General features: G+C 70.9%; 12 protein-coding genes, 2 tRNA genes and 2 pseudogenes. 2 read left to right on the top strand and 14 right to left on the bottom strand.

The window, feature by feature from the left end; all coding sequences use genetic code 11:
* Nucleotides 1–41: 41 nt before the first annotated feature.
* A complete protein-coding gene (locus BMY89_RS19065) occupies nucleotides 42–302 on the bottom strand; it encodes a hypothetical protein (RefSeq protein WP_092381362.1) in 261 nt (86 codons plus the stop codon).
* A gap of 152 nt (nucleotides 303–454) precedes the next feature.
* Between BMY89_RS19065 and BMY89_RS19060 the strand changes: the two genes are divergently transcribed.
* Nucleotides 455–4918: a cation-translocating P-type ATPase gene (locus BMY89_RS19060; protein ID WP_170147724.1), complete on the top strand. Its 4464-nt coding sequence runs from the start codon at nucleotides 455–457 to the stop codon at nucleotides 4916–4918.
* Between the two features lie 7 nt (nucleotides 4919–4925).
* On the opposite strand, the gene BMY89_RS19055 is transcribed toward BMY89_RS19060, so the two are convergent.
* From BMY89_RS19055 to gyrB, 10 genes and pseudogenes are all read right to left on the bottom strand, one after another.
* Entirely contained in the window at nucleotides 4926–5903 is a 978-nt protein-coding gene (locus BMY89_RS19055) for an L-threonylcarbamoyladenylate synthase (protein ID WP_092381542.1), read from the bottom strand.
* Between the two features lie 148 nt (nucleotides 5904–6051).
* Nucleotides 6052–6363: a type II toxin-antitoxin system RelE family toxin gene (locus tag BMY89_RS19050; RefSeq protein ID WP_092381360.1), complete on the bottom strand. Its 312-nt coding sequence runs from the start codon at nucleotides 6361–6363 to the stop codon at nucleotides 6052–6054.
* Nucleotides 6363–6647 carry a type II toxin-antitoxin system Phd/YefM family antitoxin gene (locus tag BMY89_RS19045; RefSeq protein ID WP_092381541.1) on the bottom strand — a complete coding sequence of 95 codons (285 nt, stop codon included), beginning with the start codon at nucleotides 6645–6647 and terminating at the stop codon, nucleotides 6363–6365. Before BMY89_RS19045 ends, BMY89_RS19050 begins: the two co-directional genes overlap by 1 nt.
* A 196-nt stretch (nucleotides 6648–6843) precedes the next feature.
* A tRNA-Ala gene (locus BMY89_RS19040) sits at nucleotides 6844–6916 on the bottom strand.
* Nucleotides 6917–6950: 34 nt separating this feature from the next.
* The gene (locus BMY89_RS31000) at nucleotides 6951–7079 is read right to left on the bottom strand and encodes a DLW-39 family protein (protein WP_217705935.1); all 129 of its coding nucleotides are present in this window, start codon (nucleotides 7077–7079) and stop codon (nucleotides 6951–6953) included.
* 44 nt (nucleotides 7080–7123) lie between these two features.
* A tRNA-Ile gene (locus BMY89_RS19035) sits at nucleotides 7124–7197 on the bottom strand.
* Between the two features lie 183 nt (nucleotides 7198–7380).
* Nucleotides 7381–7941, bottom strand: a pseudogene (locus BMY89_RS31555) (DUF3566 domain-containing protein); the annotation flags it as partial.
* A 174-nt stretch (nucleotides 7942–8115) separates the two neighbouring features.
* Nucleotides 8116–8316: pseudogene (locus BMY89_RS31550) on the bottom strand (DUF3566 domain-containing protein); the annotation flags it as partial.
* Nucleotides 8317–8320: 4 nt separating this feature from the next.
* Nucleotides 8321–10840 carry a DNA gyrase subunit A gene (gyrA, locus tag BMY89_RS19025; RefSeq protein WP_092381358.1) on the bottom strand — a complete coding sequence of 840 codons (2520 nt, stop codon included), beginning with the start codon at nucleotides 10838–10840 and terminating at the stop codon, nucleotides 8321–8323.
* A 129-nt stretch (nucleotides 10841–10969) separates the two neighbouring features.
* Nucleotides 10970–12916 (bottom strand): DNA topoisomerase (ATP-hydrolyzing) subunit B, encoded by a 1947-nt coding sequence (gene gyrB / locus BMY89_RS19020; RefSeq protein WP_092381357.1) that lies wholly within the window; start codon nucleotides 12914–12916, stop codon nucleotides 10970–10972.
* A 542-nt stretch (nucleotides 12917–13458) separates the two neighbouring features.
* On the opposite strand from gyrB, the gene BMY89_RS19015 reads away from it, so the two are divergent.
* On the top strand, nucleotides 13459–14040 hold the full coding sequence (locus BMY89_RS19015) for a hypothetical protein (protein WP_092381356.1): 582 nt from the start codon (nucleotides 13459–13461) through the stop codon (nucleotides 14038–14040).
* Between the two features lie 23 nt (nucleotides 14041–14063).
* Here BMY89_RS19015 and BMY89_RS19010 read toward each other — a convergent pair whose 3' ends face one another.
* The 3 genes from BMY89_RS19010 to gnd are packed head-to-tail and all read right to left on the bottom strand — an operon-like array spanning nucleotide 14064 to nucleotide 16684.
* Nucleotides 14064–14672, bottom strand: a complete 609-nt coding sequence (locus BMY89_RS19010) for a DciA family protein (protein WP_092381355.1) — start codon at nucleotides 14670–14672, stop codon at nucleotides 14064–14066.
* Nucleotides 14662–15795, bottom strand: coding sequence for a DNA replication/repair protein RecF (gene recF / locus BMY89_RS19005; RefSeq protein WP_092381354.1), 1134 nt, complete (start codon nucleotides 15793–15795; stop codon nucleotides 14662–14664). Before recF ends, BMY89_RS19010 begins: the two co-directional genes overlap by 11 nt.
* Nucleotides 15796–15811: 16 nt before the next feature.
* The gene (gene gnd, locus BMY89_RS19000; RefSeq protein ID WP_092381540.1) at nucleotides 15812–16684 is read right to left on the bottom strand and encodes a phosphogluconate dehydrogenase (NAD(+)-dependent, decarboxylating); all 873 of its coding nucleotides are present in this window, start codon (nucleotides 16682–16684) and stop codon (nucleotides 15812–15814) included.
* Nucleotides 16685–16702: the final 18 nt, after the last annotated feature.

Here is a 16702-nt window from a genome sequence, read left to right as displayed (position 1 = left end):
ACCTCAACCCGTCTTCAGGTCAAGGGTGACCCCGCTTACCCTCAGGCGGTCTCCAGTGCCTCCCCTACTCCTTTGGCCAGGCCCGACAAATGCTGGTCGGCCAGCAGATGCCCGGCCGTGATCACCAGTGCCAACGGCCACTCGATCACCTGAAGCGCGGTGAGCACCCCGATCCCCGCGTAGTAGGCGATCTTGTCAGGCGGCGGCACCGCCACCTGGCCGAGCAAGGGGACGTCCACCCGTCGGGTGAACGCCCGCAGCGTCTCGTGCGTCCCACTGAGCTCTCGTGTGAATGCACTCATCTCGCCTCCCCGTGACGACGGCGGCCACCCCCGGGATTCCACCGGCGACGCCGTCCATGCCCGCCCCACCAGGAAACTTCCCCCTCCCGGCAGGGCATAAGGGACGTCCGGCTGGGAAGCCATGCCGCCGGGCACGAACGGTAGGAGGCAAGATGCGGCTTGGCGCCGTCCCCGTACCACCCGTGGTGGACGACGCCTCCCGCAGCGTGGCTGCCGCCGCCACCCGGCTGGCCCGCGCGGTCGGGCTGACCAGCCGGCGGATCTGGTCCCGCCCCGGGCGGCACCACATCGAGGTGCACGGCGTCTGCCAGGACGGCGGCGACACGCTGGCCAGCCAGGTCGAGACGGCGCTGGAGCGGATGCCCGGGGTGCTCTGGGCCCGGGTCAACGCACCCTCCGGCCGGGTGGTCGTCGCGGTCGACACGCCAGGACCGAAGGTACGGGAACTCGTCGCCACCATCTCCCGGGTGGAGCGCAGCTGCCCACACGAGCCGGACCCGGAGATCCCACCGCCACATCCGCCCGAGGAGGGCCCCCGCACCCCGCGTACCCTCGGCGCGCTCGCCTCCGACGCGCTCGGGCTGACCATCTCCGCGGCCACCCGGATCCTGCCCGTCACTCCGATCCCCGGCGAGGTCGCCGGCCTGCTCACCGCCATCGACCTGCATCCGAAGCTGCACGCCCTCGCCGGGCTTGGCCTGCGCCGCGACCCTCGCGCCGACCTCCTCTTCCCGCTCACCGAGGCGGTCGTGCAGGGCCTCACCGGCGGCTGGACCGGCATAGTTCTCGACGGAGCGCAGCGGATCGTGCAGTGGGGTGAGGGGCTGGCCCAGTTGCGGGCCTGGGAGAAGGCCGAGCCCCGGCTCACCGGAAAACCGGACCGCGCCGTCGCCCGCACGCCCGCCTACGAGCGCCCCTGCCCGAAGCCGGACGGCCCCGTCGAGCGGTACATCAACCGGATGCTCGGCGGCGGCGCGGCGGCCTTCGCCGCGGCGACGCCCGTGGTCGGTGCGAAGCGGGCCGCCGCCCTGGGCCTGTCCGCGCTACCCAAGGCACCGGGCAGCGGACGCGAGGGGTACGCCGCCCAACTCGGTCGAATCCTCGCCAGACGCGGCGTCATCGCGATGGACCGCAGCGTGCTACGTGAACTCGACCGGATCGACACGCTGATCCTGGATGCCCGGGTGCTCGGCTCGGACCGGGGCGTACTGGTCGACCTGGCCCCCCTGCCCGGCGCCGACACCTCCCAGGTGGCAGCGCGAGCGTTCACCCTCTTCGAGCCCACCGCCCCGACCGACGTACGCCAGCTCGACGGCTGGCGGCTCGGCCCGCTGGACCGGCTCGACGTGCGCAACCCCGGCGACAGCGACGACAGCCGGCGGTTGCGCGAGCACGGTGGCAACCTGCTCGGCCTCGCCCAGGGCGACGCCCTCACCGCCGTACTGCGGGTCGAGCCGGAACCCGCGCCCGGCGTCGAAGTCCTGCCGGCCGTTGCCCGGCACGCCGGCCTGCGACTCGTCGTGGCCGGCGGCGACGCTGAACGGCATGCCTCCGCCGACGCGCTGGTGCCCGGCGGCGACCGGCTGGCCGAGTCGGTACGCACGCTGCAACGCGAGGGCGCGGTGGTGATGCTCGTCTCCGGCGACCGGACGGCGCTCGCCGCGGCGGACTGTGGCCTCGGCCTCGCCGAACCCGACGAGCCGCCGCCCTGGGGGGCGCACCTGCTGGTCGGCACGGATCTGAAGTCCGTCGCCTTGATCATCGACGCGGCCGGGGTGGCCCGCCGGATGACCGCGCAGAACCTGCGCATCGGGCTGGCGGGCACCGGCCTCGGTGCGCTCGGCGCCTTCACCGCCGACCCCGCCCTGCTGCCCGGACGCACGCTCGCCTCGGTCAACGGCGCGGCGGCGCTGGCCTTCGCGCACGGTGTGTGGCGGGCCGGCAGACTCTCCGAACGGACCGAGTCGCCCCCGCCCGCGATCACCGCCTGGCACCTGATGCCGGTATCCACCGTCCTCGAACAGCTCGGCACCGGCCGCGACGGTTTGACCGACACCACGGCCGAGCGGCGGCGGACCGGCGGCCACGGCGAGACGTCCGGCCCGGGCGGGTTGCTGCGGGCCTTCGTCGACGAGTTGGCCAACCCGCTCACGCCGGTGCTCGCCGCCGGCGCGGTACTCTCCGCCAGCTTCGGCTCACTCGTCGACGCCGCCCTGGTCGGTGGAGTCGTCGGCGGGTCCGCGCTGGTCGGCGCGGTGCACCAACGCAACACCGAGAAGTCGTTGGCGCAGTTGCTGTCCCGCTCCGCCGTCACCGCCCGGGTCCGCCGGAACGGTGCCGAACGGGTGGTACCCGCAGCCGACCTCGTCCCCGGTGACGTGATCGTGCTCGAATCCGGCGACGCGATACCGGCCGACTGCCGGGTGCTGGAATTCGTCGGGCTGGAGGCCGACGAGTCCTCCCTGACGGGCGAGTCACTGCCGGTCGCCAAGTCCGATCAGCCGGTGGTCGCCGCCGCCGTCGCCGAACGCTCGTCGATGCTCTACGAGGGAACCACGATCGCTGCCGGGCGGGGCGTTGCCGTGGTCGTGGCCACCGGCGCCGATACCGAGGCCGGGCGCAGCCTCGCCCTGGCCAGGCAGGCACCACCCGCCAGCGGGGTCGAGGCCCGGCTGGGCCGGTTGACCCGGGCCGCGGTGCCGATGGCCGCCGCTTCGGCGGTGGCGGTGGTCGGTGCCGGGCTGCTGCGCGGCGTACCGCTGGCGCAGACCGCGGCGACCGCGGCGAACCTGGCCGTCGCCTCGGTGCCCGAGGGCCTGCCCTTCCTGGTCAGCGCCGCCCAACTGGCCGCCGCCCGGCGACTCGCCGAGCACGGCGCACTGGTCCGCAACCCGCGCACCATCGAGGCACTGGGCCGGGTCGACGTCCTCTGCTTCGACAAGACCGGCACCCTCACCGAGGGGCACCTGCTGCTGGCCGGGGTGGGCGACGCCGATGGATACGCCCCGGTGGAGCAGCTCGACGACCGGCTGCGACGCGCCCTGGCGGCGGCGCTGCGCGCCACCCCGGCGGCGGACGACCCGGAGGCGCTGTCGATGCAGACCGACCGGGCAGTGCTGCGGGGTGCCCGGGCCGCCGGGCTCGACGAGCAGCAGGGTGCGCCGGGTTGGCGGGCCGCCGGTGGGCTGCCGTTCGAGCCGTCCCGTGGCTACCACGCCACCGTCGGCGAGACCCAGGGTCGCCTGCTGCTCAGCGTGAAGGGCGCACCCGAAACCGTGCTGCCCCGCTGCTCGGCCCGCCGTACCGCCGGTCGCGACGAGCCGCTCGACGACACCGGCCGCGCCGAACTCCAAGCGCTGCTCGCCGAACGTGCCGGAGCGGGACACCGGATCCTCGCGGTCGCCGAGTGCACCGTGGGAGACCCCGACGTCACCGACGACGTGGTACGCGGCCTCGTCTTCACCGGCTACCTGGCCCTCGCCGACGGGGTACGCGCCAGCGCCGCTCCGGCGGTGCGCCGGATCCGCCAGGCCGGCGTGCACACCATCATGATCACAGGCGACCACCCGGCGACGGCCGAGGCGATCGCCGCCACCATCAGCGACCACGACGCGCAGCGGGTGGTCACCGCCATCGAACTCGACAAACTCGACGACGATGCCCTCGCCGAGCGGCTGGCCGCCACCGACGTGGTGGCCCGCTGCACCCCGGCGCACAAGGTCCGCATCATCCAGGCGTTGCAGAAGTGCGGGCGGACCGTCGCGATGACCGGCGACGGCGCCAACGACGCGCCCGCCATCCGGCTGGCCGACGTGGGTATCGCCCTCGGTCAACGGGGCACCCCGGCGGCCCGGGCCGCCGCCGATCTGGTGGTCACCGACGACCGGCTGGAGACCATCATCGCCACCCTGGTCGAGGGCCGGGCGATGTGGTCCTCGGTACGCCACGCGTTGAGCATCCTGGTCGGCGGCAATCTCGGCGAGATCGCATTCAGTGTGCTGACCGCCGCAGCCACCGGCAAGGCCGCACTCAACGGGCGTCAACTGCTGCTGGTCAACCTGCTCACCGACATGGCACCCGCACTGGCCATCGCGGTCCGGCCGCCCGGCGGCGACCACGCCGACGCCCTGCTCCGCGAGGGGCCGGACAGCTCCCTCGGCCAGACCATGACCCGGGAGATCGGGCTGCGCGCCGCCGCCACCACGCTGGGCGCGACCGTCGGCTGGACGCTGGCCCGCTACACCGGCCGCCGCCGGCGCGCCGGCACCGTCGCCCTGGTCTCCCTGGTCGGTACGCAGCTAGGTCAGACGGTGCTGGCGGGCGGCACCAGCCCGACCGTGCTCGCCTCGACCGCCGCGTCGTTCGGCGTGCTGGCGATCGTGGTGCAGACGCCCGGGGTGAGCCACTTCTTCGGCTGCACCCCCCTCGGGCCGGTCGGCTGGAGCATCGCCACCGGTTCAGCGCTCGGCGCCACCCTGGCCAACGGCGCACTCACCCAACTGGTCGCCCGCTTCCCTCAGGTCGGCAACCCGGAGCAAAAAGAGCCGAAACCGGAGGCACCCAGCGATGACTCCCATCCCGCGGTGACCACCTTCCGTGACGGCTACCTTCCGTAGCGGGGAGTCAGCCGGTAGGTTGCCAGGTCGCGGCGGCCCGCCGGAGCCGATCGTTGACGGCCCGGCCGAGGCCGGTCTCCGGCACCGGCTCCGCGACTATCTCGGCCACCACGGCGGCGTCCAGCCGGTGCAGCGCGTCGAAGAGCCGGGCGGCAGCCTCGGTCAGGTCACCGGTCGCGGAGAGCACCTCCACCGCAGCCCAACCGGGCGCCGGCCGATCCCGAAAGGCCAGATAGCCACGCCGTACCCCGCCCGGCGCGGGTTCGGCCGCTGACCTCCCGTCGCCGGTCGGCAGCAACCGCAACGGCGTACGCGGGGCGTAGTGCGCGGCCAGCGTGCCCGGTGCCACCGGCTGCCCCGAACTACCCGGGCGTACCGTCACCGGGCCGGTGACCTTCGCCAACTCCTCGACCGGCAGCGCACCGAGCCGCAACACCACCGGATGCTCACCTCGGGCGTCCACGATCGTCGACTCGATCCCACACCGGGTCGGCCCGCCGTCGAGCACCAGGTCCACGGCCGCGCCCAGGCCGCGTACCACGTGCTCGGCTCGGGTCGGGCTGAGCTGGCCGAACCGGTTGGCACTCGGCGCGGCCACCGGCACCCCTGCCGCGGCGATCAGCCGCCGGGCGTGCTCGTCGTCCGGTACCCGGACCGCCATGCTGGCCAGCCCGGAGGTGACGATCGGCGGAATCCCGGCCGGCCGGTCCACGATCAGCGTCAGCGGCCCCGGCCAGAACCGGGACGCCAGCGCCGCCACCGCCGGCGGTACCGGGCCCACCAGCGGCTCCAGATCCGCCGCGTCGGCGAGGTGGGTGATCAGCGGATCGAAGCTCGGCCGCGCCTTGGCCTCGAAGATCCGGGCCGCCGCCCGCGCATCCAACGCGTTCGCGCCCAGGCCGTAGACAGTCTCGGTGCGAAAAGCCACCAACCCGCCGGTACGCAGCACGGAGGCCGCCTCGGCCAGGTCGCCGTCGGCGGGCAGGACGCGGACAGATCCGGTGTTCACCCCACCGACGCTAGCCTGCGGCCGATCGACTGCCCGGCGCGCCCCGGTCCGGCGACCTTACTGTCGGCGGCGAGACGCTTGTCAGCGAGGTCCATCAAACTGAGGCGGGACTCCAGAGGTAGCCCTAGAAGCGGTAGGCGTCGCGCCGGTGGCGGATCGAGTGGATCTCCACGACGCGTTTGGCCTCATTGATTCGGTAGATGATCCGGTACGTGCCGCGGCGGGCGGAGTGGAAGCCGTCGAAAGGTTCGTCGAGGGGTTTGCCAGCCCGATAGGGGTTGACCGCGATCGCATGCTGGATGGTTTCCGTCGCCGCGACCGCGACCTCCAGCGGCAGGTCCTCGTGCAGGTTGCGGCGGGCCTGCCGGGAGAACATCACCGTGTACGGGCTGGTCGCCTCGTGTGCGTCGTCCGGTTGCCCGCCTTGCGGAGGCATCAGGCCGCCCTACCGCGACGCCGTTCCAGCTCGGCGCGAACCTCGTCCATCGAGAACGTATCGCCAGCTGCGAAGTCCTCCCGCGACTGGCGCAGATCCGCGAGGGACTCGTCGTCGGAGAGCAGGTCGAGCGTCTCCCGCATCGACTCGTACTCGGCGACGGAGATCAGCATCACGTCGGCACGGCCGTTGCGGGTGATCGTGAAGTGGTCGTGCTCCCGAGCGACCCGGTCAGCAAGCTCGGCGATCCGGGCCTTGGCTTCGGTGATCGGAATGGTCTCCATGGCGACCATTCTAGCGACTGGTCAGAATTCCGACCACACTCATCGCTCCGCCGAAGACGGCGAGCCCGGTGCGGCGACGCTGCGGAACTGAACCCGTTCGCTGAACTGTCCGGGGTCGCGGAGTCCATCAGAGATACGAGCACGGCGAGATACCGACGGTGTCCTACGGCTTCGCCGTCTGGGTATCCGTCTGAGGTGGAGCCCAGGGGACTCGAACCCCTAACCCCTGCCTTGCAAAGGCAGTGCTCTGCCAGTTGAGCTAGGGCCCCGCGGGCGGCAGTCCACCCATTGCGAAGCAGACGGTCAGCGCAGATCCGGCGAGGTGGTCGCCTCGTGCCAGAGGGCGCGCTCGTCGTTCGCTTCCTTGATCTTCTTGGCCACCACGGCGGCCACACCGACGACGCCGGCCAGGATCAACAGCTTCTTGAACATCGGTGCTGCCCCTTACGCTCGACGTGTCGTCGGACCATGTGCGGTGGGGCTAGCTGGAATCGAACCAGCGACCTCAGAGTTATCAGCTCTGCGCTCTAACCGACTGAGCTATAGCCCCGCGTAGCGACGAGCAAGGTTAACCCATCCGCCCAGTCGCCCCCAAATCGGGGGAGGGGCGTCGCGCGCAGGCCGTCGCCCCTTCAACCTACCGGAGGACCGACGGTGCGCACCTCCGATAAACACCGACACGATCACGCTCGGCCGGCCCATGGAAGCGGGCCGGCCGAGCGTGATCGTCGAGTCAGTCGCGCTCGGCGAGGGTCAGCTCGATGCCGCCCACCAGGTCGGCGCAGACGTTGTACACGAACGCCCCGAGCGTGGCGAGAGCGGTGAACAGCACGACGTTGACCAGACCGATCAGCGCCGATGAGAAAATCACACCACGCGCGGTGATCTGGAAGCCGCTGGTGCTCTGCCCGCCGCCCGCGTTGACCAGGTCACCCAGGCTGTCGTTCACGCTGGCAAACACGCCCATCGCGTCCAACGCCAGGTAGAGCACCGACGTCGCGACGACGATGACGATGAACAGCACCACCGACACGGCGAACGCGAACTTCATCACGGACCACGGGTCGATCCGCTTGAGGTTCAGCCGGGCCCGTCGCGGTCCCCGTGAGGCGGCCGAGCTGACCGAGGTACGCGCGGCACGCACGGCCTCACCCACCCGAGCGGCGCCGACCGCCGCCGTACCGACCCCCGGAGGCAGCCCGCCGCCATTCGCCGGGCGACCGAACCCGAGCGGGCGGGTGGCATCCGGCCTCGCGCCGGCCCCGGTCACCCGTGGCTGGGTACCGGTCGTTCCGGTGCCGGTGCTCGGCAGCAGGCCGGTGACAGCGGCTGAGGACTGGCCGGGACGGACACCGGTCGGCTGGGGGGCCGGCGGCTTGCCGGCGGTGGCGTCCGGCGTGGCGTTCGGGGTGGCGTTCGGGGTGCCGGTTTCCTCGGCGGCGGTCTTCTCCTCCCCGGCAGCCTCGGCCTCCTGAGCCTCTGTCGGCTTGTCAGGCGGTGGGGTCATGCCGGGAGCCCGAGTGAATTTCGGGGCAGGCGCGTCGGCGGGGACGGTGGCCCGGCCCACGGCCGCGCGGCCGGTCGATGGCGTGCCGCTCTTCGCGGCCTCCTCGTCGACCGGGTTGGCCGAGGTCCCCGCGTTCCCCGACTTCGCCTGTGTCTCCGTCATTCAACTAGTCCTGTTCGTCAGGCTCGTCGGCATTGCGAGCAATCGCCACGATAGTCACGCCATCCGGGAGGTCCATCAGCTTGACCCCCATTGTGTTCCGGTCACGCGTGCGGCGTACAGGCTTCACCGGAGTCCGGATGACGCCACCGTTGCTGGTGATGGCAAACAGCTCATCGTCCGGGTCGATCACCACCGCACCCACCAGACCACCTCGCCGCTCGGTGATCTTCGCAGTCAGTACACCCTTACCTCCCCGGCCCTGGACCGGGTATTCCTCGATCGGGGTGCGTTTCGCGTATCCCCCGTTCGTGGCCACCAGGACGTCCAATCCCTCGCGGACGACCTCCATGGCCAGCAGTACGTCCTCCTCGCCGAAGCGCATGCCGATCACGCCCGAGGTCGCCCGGCCCATCGGCCGCAGCGCCTCGTCGGTGGCGTTGAACCGGATCGCCTGGGCGTTCTTGGAGACCAGCAGCAGGTCGTCGCTGGGGCCGGCGAGCGCAGCACCGACCAGCTCGTCCTCATCGCGAAGGTTGATCGCGATGATGCCGCCGGATCGGTTGGAGTCGAACTCCTCAAGCCGCGTCTTCTTCACCAGGCCGTTCTTCGTCGCCAGGACCAGGTAGGGCGCCACCTGGTAATTCGGGATCTGAATGATCTGTGCGATCTGCTCGTCCGGTTGGAAGGCAAGCAGATTGGCCACGTGTTGGCCCTTGGCCACCCTACTGGCCTCCGGAAGCTCGTACGCCTTGGCCCGGTACACCCGCCCCTTGTTGGTGAAGAACAGCATCCAGTCGTGCGTCGAGCAGACGAAGAAGTGACTGACGATGTCGTCCTGCCGCAGCGTGGCGCCGCTGACACCCTTACCGCCGCGCCGCTGCGATCGGTAGAGGTCGACCTTCGTACGCTTCGCGTACCCGGTGCGGGTGATCGTGACGACCACGTCCTCCCGGGCGATGAGGTCCTCCATCGAGACCTCACCGTCGAACGGAATGATCTTAGTACGCCGCTCGTCGCCCCACTTGGCCACGATCTCGCCGAGCTCCTCCGAGACGATCCTGCGCTGCCGCTCCGGCTTGGCGAGGATGTCCTTCAGGTCCGCGATCTCCACCTCCAGCTTGGCCAGGTCGTCGAGGATCCGCTGCCGCTCCAGCGCGGCGAGCCGACGCAGCTGCATGTCCAGGATCGCGGTGGCCTGGATCTCGTCGATGTCCAGCAGCCGGATCAGGCCCTGGCGCGCGTCCTCGACGGTGGGCGAACGCCGAATCAGGGCGATCACCTCGTCCAGCGCGTCCAGCGCCTTGGACAGTCCGCGCAGGATGTGCGCCCGCTCCTCCGCCTTACGCAGCCGGAACGCCGTACGCCGCCGGATCACCTCGATCTGGTGCTCGACGTAGTAGCGGATGAACTGCGCCAGGTTCAACGTGCGCGGCACTCCGTCGACCAGGGCCAGCATGTTGGCACCGAAGGTCTCCTGGAGCTGGGTGTGCTTGTAGAGGTTGTTCAGCACCACCTTCGCGACCGCGTCGCGCTTGAGCACCAGCACGATCCGCATGCCGGTACGCCCGGAGGACTCGTCGCGGATGTCGGCGATGCCGGCGAGCTTGCCCTCCTTGATCAGCTCGGCGATCCGCTCGGCCAGGTTGTCCGGGTTCACCTGGTAGGGCAGCTCGCTGACCACCAGCGCCGGCCGGCCCCGCTTGTCCTCCTCGACCTCGACCACGGCACGCATCCGGATCGAGCCCCGCCCGGTGCGGTAGGCGTCCTGGATGGCCTGCTGACCCACGATCAGGCCGTAGGTGGGGAAGTCGGGGCCCTTGACGATCTCCAGCAGCGCCTCCAGCGTGCTGGCCTCGTCGGCCTCCGGGTGCTCCAGGCACCACTGCACCGCCGCCCCGATCTCCCGCAGGTTGTGCGGCGGGATCTTGGTGGCCATGCCGACCGCGATGCCCTCGGAGCCGTTGATCAGCAGGTTCGGGATCCGCGACGGCAGGATGGTGGGCTCCTTGGCCCGCCCGTCGTAGTTGTCCTGCAGGTCGACGGTGTCCTCGTCGATGTCCCGCAGCATCTCCATCGCCAGCGGGTCGAGCTTGCATTCCGTGTATCTCATGGCCGCAGCCGGATCATTACCGGGCGAACCGAAGTTGCCGTTGCCGTCGACCAGCGGGTAGCGCAGCGACCAGGGCTGGGCCATCCGGACCAGTGCGTCGTAGATGGCCGAGTCGCCGTGCGGGTGGAACTGGCCCATCACGTCGCCGACGACGCGGGAGCACTTCACGTAGCCGCGGTCCGGCCGGTAGCCCGAGTCGAACATCGCGTAAAGGATCTTGCGGTGGACCGGCTTGAGCCCGTCCCGGACGTCCGGCAGCGCGCGCCCGACGATGACGCTCATCGCGTAGTCGAGGTAGGAGCGCTGCATCTCCACCTCGAGCCCGACCGGCTCGATCCGATCGTGCGAGACGACGGCGGCCAGCGCCTCGGGGACCTCGGGCTCGTTAGGTGTGGACTCGGGGGAATCGGTCACTGTTAACCCTTATCAGACTGAGAGTCGTTTTTGCGCTGTGGATAACACCTGTGGATACCGACCAAGCTGTGGATAACTCTGTGGACCGGCGTACCGGGCCGGAGTGGCCTCCGACCCGGTACGGGTCCGTCAGATGTCCAGGAAGCGGACGTCCTTGGCATTGCGCTGGATGAACGAGCGGCGGGCCTCGACGTCCTCACCCATCAGCACGCTGAACAACTCGTCGGCGGTTGCCGCGTCGTCCAGGGTCACCTGGCGAAGCGTTCGGGTGGCTGGGTTCATCGTGGTCTCCCACAGCTCCGGGTAGTTCATCTCGCCGAGACCCTTGAACCGCTGGATGTCGTCCGGCCTGGCGTTCGGCTTCTTCTGCTGCCGCAGCGCGATCAGCCCGTCGCGCTCCCGGTCGGAGTACGCGTACTGGGCGTCGTCGCCCTTCTTGTTCCACTTGATCTTGTAAAGCGGCGGGGCTGCCAGGTAGACGTGCCCCAACTCGACCAGGGGGCGCATGAAGCGAAACAGCAGGGTGAGCAGCAGCGTCTGGATGTGCTGGCCGTCGACGTCGGCGTCGGCCATCAGCACCACCTTGTGGTAGCGCAGCTTCTCCATGTCGAAGTCGTCGTGGATGCCGGTGCCCAGCGCGGTGATCAGCGCCTGTACCTCGTTGTTCTTCAGCACCCGGTCGATCCGGGCCTTCTCCACGTTCAGGATCTTGCCGCGGATCGGCAGGATCGCCTGGGTACGCGGATCCCGCCCCTGCTTGGCCGAGCCGCCCGCCGAGTCACCCTCGACGATGAACACCTCGGACTCGCGCGGATCGGTGGACTGGCAGTCGGCCAGCTTGCCCGGCATCGAGCCGGACTCCAGCAGCGACTTGCGCCGGGCCAGCTTGCGCGCCTGCTGGGCGGCGATCCGGGCACGCGCGGCCTGGGACGCCTTAGTGATGATGATCTTCGCCTCGGCCGGGTTGCGGTCCATCCAGTCGATCAGCCACTCGTTGCAGACCCGCTGCACGAAGCTCTTCACCGGCGTGTTGCCCAACTTGGTCTTGGTCTGACCCTCGAACTGCGGGTTCGTCAGCTTGACCGAGATGATCGAGGCAAGGCCCTCGCGGATGTCCTCACCGGAGAGCTTCTCGTCGCCCTTGAGGAACTTCTTGTCGGCGCCGTACCGGTTGACCACGCTGGTCAGCGCGGCCCGGAAGCCCTCCTCGTGGGTGCCACCCTCGTGGGTGTTGATCGTGTTGGCGAAGGTGTAGACCGACTCGCCGTACGACTCGTTCCACTGCATGGCGACCTCGACCGACATGCCCTCCTCCTCGGCGCCGAACTCGACCACCGTCTTGTGGATCGGGTTCTTGGAGGCGTTGAGGTGCCGGACGAAGTCGGCGATGCCGCCGGAGTAGCAGAAGGTGACCTCGCGCGGCTTGCCCTCCTCGTCCTCCGGGACCCGCTCGTCGAGCAGGTGGATGGTGAGGCCGCGGTTGAGGAAGGCGTACTCCTGGATGCGCCGGTAGATGGTCTGGAAGTCGAAGTCGACGGTCTCGAAGACGTCCGGGTCGGGCCAGAAGGCGACCGCCGAGCCGGTCCGGTCCGTCGACTCGCCCTTCTCCAGCGGGGTCGGCTTGGAGTTGTGGTACTGCTGCCGCCAGACGAAGCCGTCCTTGTGGATCTCCACGTCCATCTTCGTGGAGAGGGCGTTCACCACGCTGACGCCGACGCCGTGCAGGCCGCCGGAGACCGCGTACGCCTTGCCGTCGAACTTGCCCCCCGCGTGCAGCACGGTCAGCGCCACCTCGACGCCCGGCTTCTTGAGCTTGGGATGCAGATCGACCGGGAAGCCCCGGCCGTTGTCGGTGACCCGGATGCCGCCGTCGGCGAGCAGCACCACGTCGATCGTGTCGCAGTGGCCGGCCAGCGCCTCGTCCACCGCGTTGTCGACGACCTCCCACACCAGGTGGTGCAGGCCCCGCTCGCCGGTCGACCCGATGTACATACCGGGCCGCTTGCGGACCGCCTCCAGCCCTTCGAGGACGGTGATCGATTCTGCGCCGTACTGCTGATTGTCCTGCGCTGCCACCCTCGGCCACTTTCTCGCGCCGACCGCGCCGCAAGGCGCGTTCGGGCGCGGGTTCGGCGGGACAGGACGCGACGTCGGCACGCGGACCGGCACCGGGGACAATTCCGGGGTACGGGTCGAGCGCGCCGGTCGCCGCGGTTGCCCGCGAATCGCGATCGGCTCGACCCGAGTCGGACAATGGTCGTGGGCCCGCACCGGGCCCGCGACCCCGCCACTCCGCACCGGGTCTTCGTCTCACACCAATCTTACTGTGCGCGGGCGATAGAACCACCACTCGGCACCCCTTCGCGGCGGCTCAGATCTACGTAGCGGGCCGAATCGCGCTGTCCGCTACTCCCCCCACACGACATGGCATGATCATCGGATCCGCCGCATGACAGCGTTGCCGACCGGAGGTCCGGAACCGGGTGGTACCGGCCACCACCGCATGGCGCGTACCGTTCCGCAAGGACCGGATTGGCCTGCCGGCCTTGATCTTTCACGGTGGGAACCGGACGATCGACCCGATCCACCCGCCCGTGCTCGTTGAGAGGTGACACCAGATGGGGCTGGACAACGTCGCGGTCCAGTGGCCGCGGACCGGCCGCTTCTACGACCCGGTCGCACCGGCCGAGTTCGTCGACTTCGGCGACATCGTCGACGTGCCGGGAATCTCGGCCCCGACCGCCGCGCTCGCCGAACTGATCGCGAAGACAGGCACGATCCGGGCCACCGTCTACACCGAGATCGTGGATCTGATCCTCGGACTCGACGGTGTGCTCTACGCCACTGACGCCGCCGCCGAGGACGAGGATCCGGTGATCGATCCCGACGGGTGCGGCTGGATCGCGGCCGGCGTCGAACGGTTCGTCGCCGCGCACCGGCCGCACGGCGAGGCCGTCACGTTCGAGTCCGTCGGTGCGGTGCTGCGTTCGCTGCTGGCCGACGGCCGGCTGGCCGAGCAGCAGCTGCGCTGGCTGGACAGCCGGCTCGACGCGCTTCGCGACGACAGCGGCGCCGCGCCGCAGTGGAACTTCACCTGCGCGGAGCTGAGCGTGCTGGCCGCCTTCTACCGGCGCTGCGCCGACCATGGCTTCGCCGTCTACGCCGAGTCTGCGGCCCCTCGCCGCGCCGCCCAGGTGTAGCCGCCGTACCCGGCCCGGCCGGGTCAGCCGTAGGTGTCGCGGGGGCCGCGGCCACGTACCCGGCGAGGGCCCCGCGACCAGGACGGCGCGGCCGGGCCGTGGATGTGCAGCCTGCGGACCACGTTGTGGCCGACCTCCCGGCCGATCTGCTGCAACAGCGAGGAGGCGAGCAACCGCAGCTGCGTCGCCCAGGCGGTGGAGCGTGCCTCGACGGTCAGCTCGCCGTTCTCCAGCTTCACCGGGCGGCTGTGCTGGGCCACCTCTTCGCCGACCACCCGCTCCCAGGCGCCGAAGACCGTTGCCTCGGCGGCCGGCTGCTGCCAGCCCCGGGCCTTCACCAGCCGGTCCAGCACCGCGCCCAGTGGCTGCGGGTCGCGCGGGTCCGGACCTGGCCCCGAGTACCCGCGCAGCCGGCGCTCGCCGCCGGTCCCACCGGTCGCGCCGCGGGAACGGGTCCGCCCGGCCGCCTCTCGCCGGGACTTCGCCGCGTCCAGCACCGCACGCGCCAACTGCGGTCCGGCCACCCCCTCCGGGTCGCCGCCGGTTGTCGTGCGCTCGGTGCCATCGCTGCCGGCTTCTCCACCCGCCCCCGCCCGGGGTCGTTGATCCGGATGCTGTGGCTCATTCGGCACGACGCACCGTCCCCTCCGCAACCTCGTACCGGGCGCCGCGCAGGGCGGCCGGCACGTCATCGGCGACCGCGCAGGTCACCAGCAGCTGGCTGGCCCCGCCGACCAGGTCGGCCAGCCGGTCGCGCCGGCCGGCATCCAGTTCGGCGAAGACGTCGTCGAGCACCAGCACCGGTTCGATGCCGTCGCTGCGGAGCAGGTCGTACCCGGCCAGTCGGAGGGCCAGCGCGTACGACCACGACTCACCGTGGCTGGCGTAACCCTTGGCGGGCAGTGGCCCCAGGCTGAGAGTGAGGTCGTCGCGGTGCGGGCCGACCAGCGTGGTGCCCCGCTCGATCTCGGCGGAACGGGACTCCTCCAGCGCGGTGGCGAGCACCGCCGCGAGTGCCTCCCGGTCGGTGGTCGGCTCGGCCAGCTCCACCGACGGCCGGTACGCGATCCCCGCCGCACCCCGCCCGGCGGCCACCGCGTCGTACGCCTTGGCGACGTGTGGGGTCAGCGCGGCGACCAGCTCCAGCCGGCCGGCGAGCAGTTCGGCGCCGTGTCGGGCCAGGTGGGTGTCCCAGACGGCCAGGGTGGTCAGGTCGCCGCCCCGCGAGCCGCCGGTCTTGCGGGCCAGGTACGCGGTACGCAGCAGCGCGTTGCGCTGTTTGACCACCCGTTCGTAGTCGGCGCGCACGCCGGCGTACCGGGGTTGGCGCAGCACCAGCAGGTCGTCGAGGTAACGGCGGCGCTCGGCCGGGTCGCCCCGGACCAGTTCGAGATCCTCCGGGGCGAAGAGCACCAGGCGTAGGGCGCCCAGCACGTCGCGGGCCCGGCGGGCCGGGGAGCGGCCGAGTCGGGCCCGGTTGGCCTTGCCCGGGACGATCTCCAGCTCGATCAGGAGTTCCCGACCGTCGTGCACGACCGCGCAGCGGATCACTGCGGCGGCGGCGCCCAACCGCACCAGCGGGGCGTCGGTGGCGACCCGGTGCGAGTCCAGCGTCGCCACGTAGCCCAGCGCCTCGACCAGGTTGGTCTTGCCGACGCCGTTGGCGCCGATCAAGACGTTCGGCCCCGCTTCGAGATCGACGCCGACCCGCTCGTACGAGCGGAAGTCGATCAGTTCGAGCCGGCGGACGTACACGGGGCCGCGGTGCCGGTCAGCGCTTGCGTACGGCGTGCCCGCCGAACTGCTGGCGCAGTGCGGAGACGGCCTTCAGCGCCGGCGAGTCGTCCTGCCGGGAGCCGAACCGGGCGAACAGCGAGGCCGTGATGACGTTGAGCGGCACAGCGAGTCGGACCGCCTCGTCCACCGTCCACCGCCCCTCGCCGGTGTCCTCGGTGTAGTCGCTGAGCTGGTTCAGCTCCGGATCCTCGTCGAGCGCCCGGTCGAGCAGGTCCAGCAGCCAGGAGCGGACCACGGTGCCCTCGCGCCAGGACTTGATCACGCCTGGCACGTTCGTCACCAGCTCCGAGGCGGCCATCAGCTCGTAGCCCTCGGCGTAGGCGTGCATCAGCCCGTACTCGATGCCGTTGTGCACCATCTTGGCGTAGTGGCCGGCCCCGACCGGGCCGGCGTGCACGAAGCCGAACTCGCCGTCGGGCTTGAGCGCGTCGAAGATCGGCATGAGCCGTTCGACGTGCTCCTGGGCGCCGCCGACCATCAGGCCGTAGCCGTTCTGCCGCCCCCACACCCCGCCGGACACGCCCACGTCGATGTAGCCGATGCCGCGTTCGTGGAGCCGCTCGGCCCGTACGGCGTCTTCGCTGAAGCGTGAGTTGCCACCGTCGATGATGAGGTCTCCCTCGTCGAGCACGGCGGCCAGTTCGTCGATGGTGGCGTCGGTGACGGCGGCGGGCACCATGACCCAGACCGCCCGCGGCGCGTCCAGCTTCTCGGCCAGCTCAGCCAGGCCGGCGACGTCGCTCAGCTCCGCGTTGTGGTCCAGACCGACCACCTCGTGGCCGGCGGTGCGCAACCGCTCGCGCATGTTGCCGCCCATCCGGCCGAGCCCTACCAGGCCGAGCTGCATCTTGGTGGCCACCTTTCG

This window comes from Micromonospora phaseoli, assembly GCF_900109115.1.
Lineage (GTDB): Bacteria > Actinomycetota > Actinomycetes > Mycobacteriales > Micromonosporaceae > Micromonospora > Micromonospora phaseoli.
Note: the sequence above shows the minus strand (reverse complement) of the source record. Positions and strands in the feature narration are given on the sequence as shown.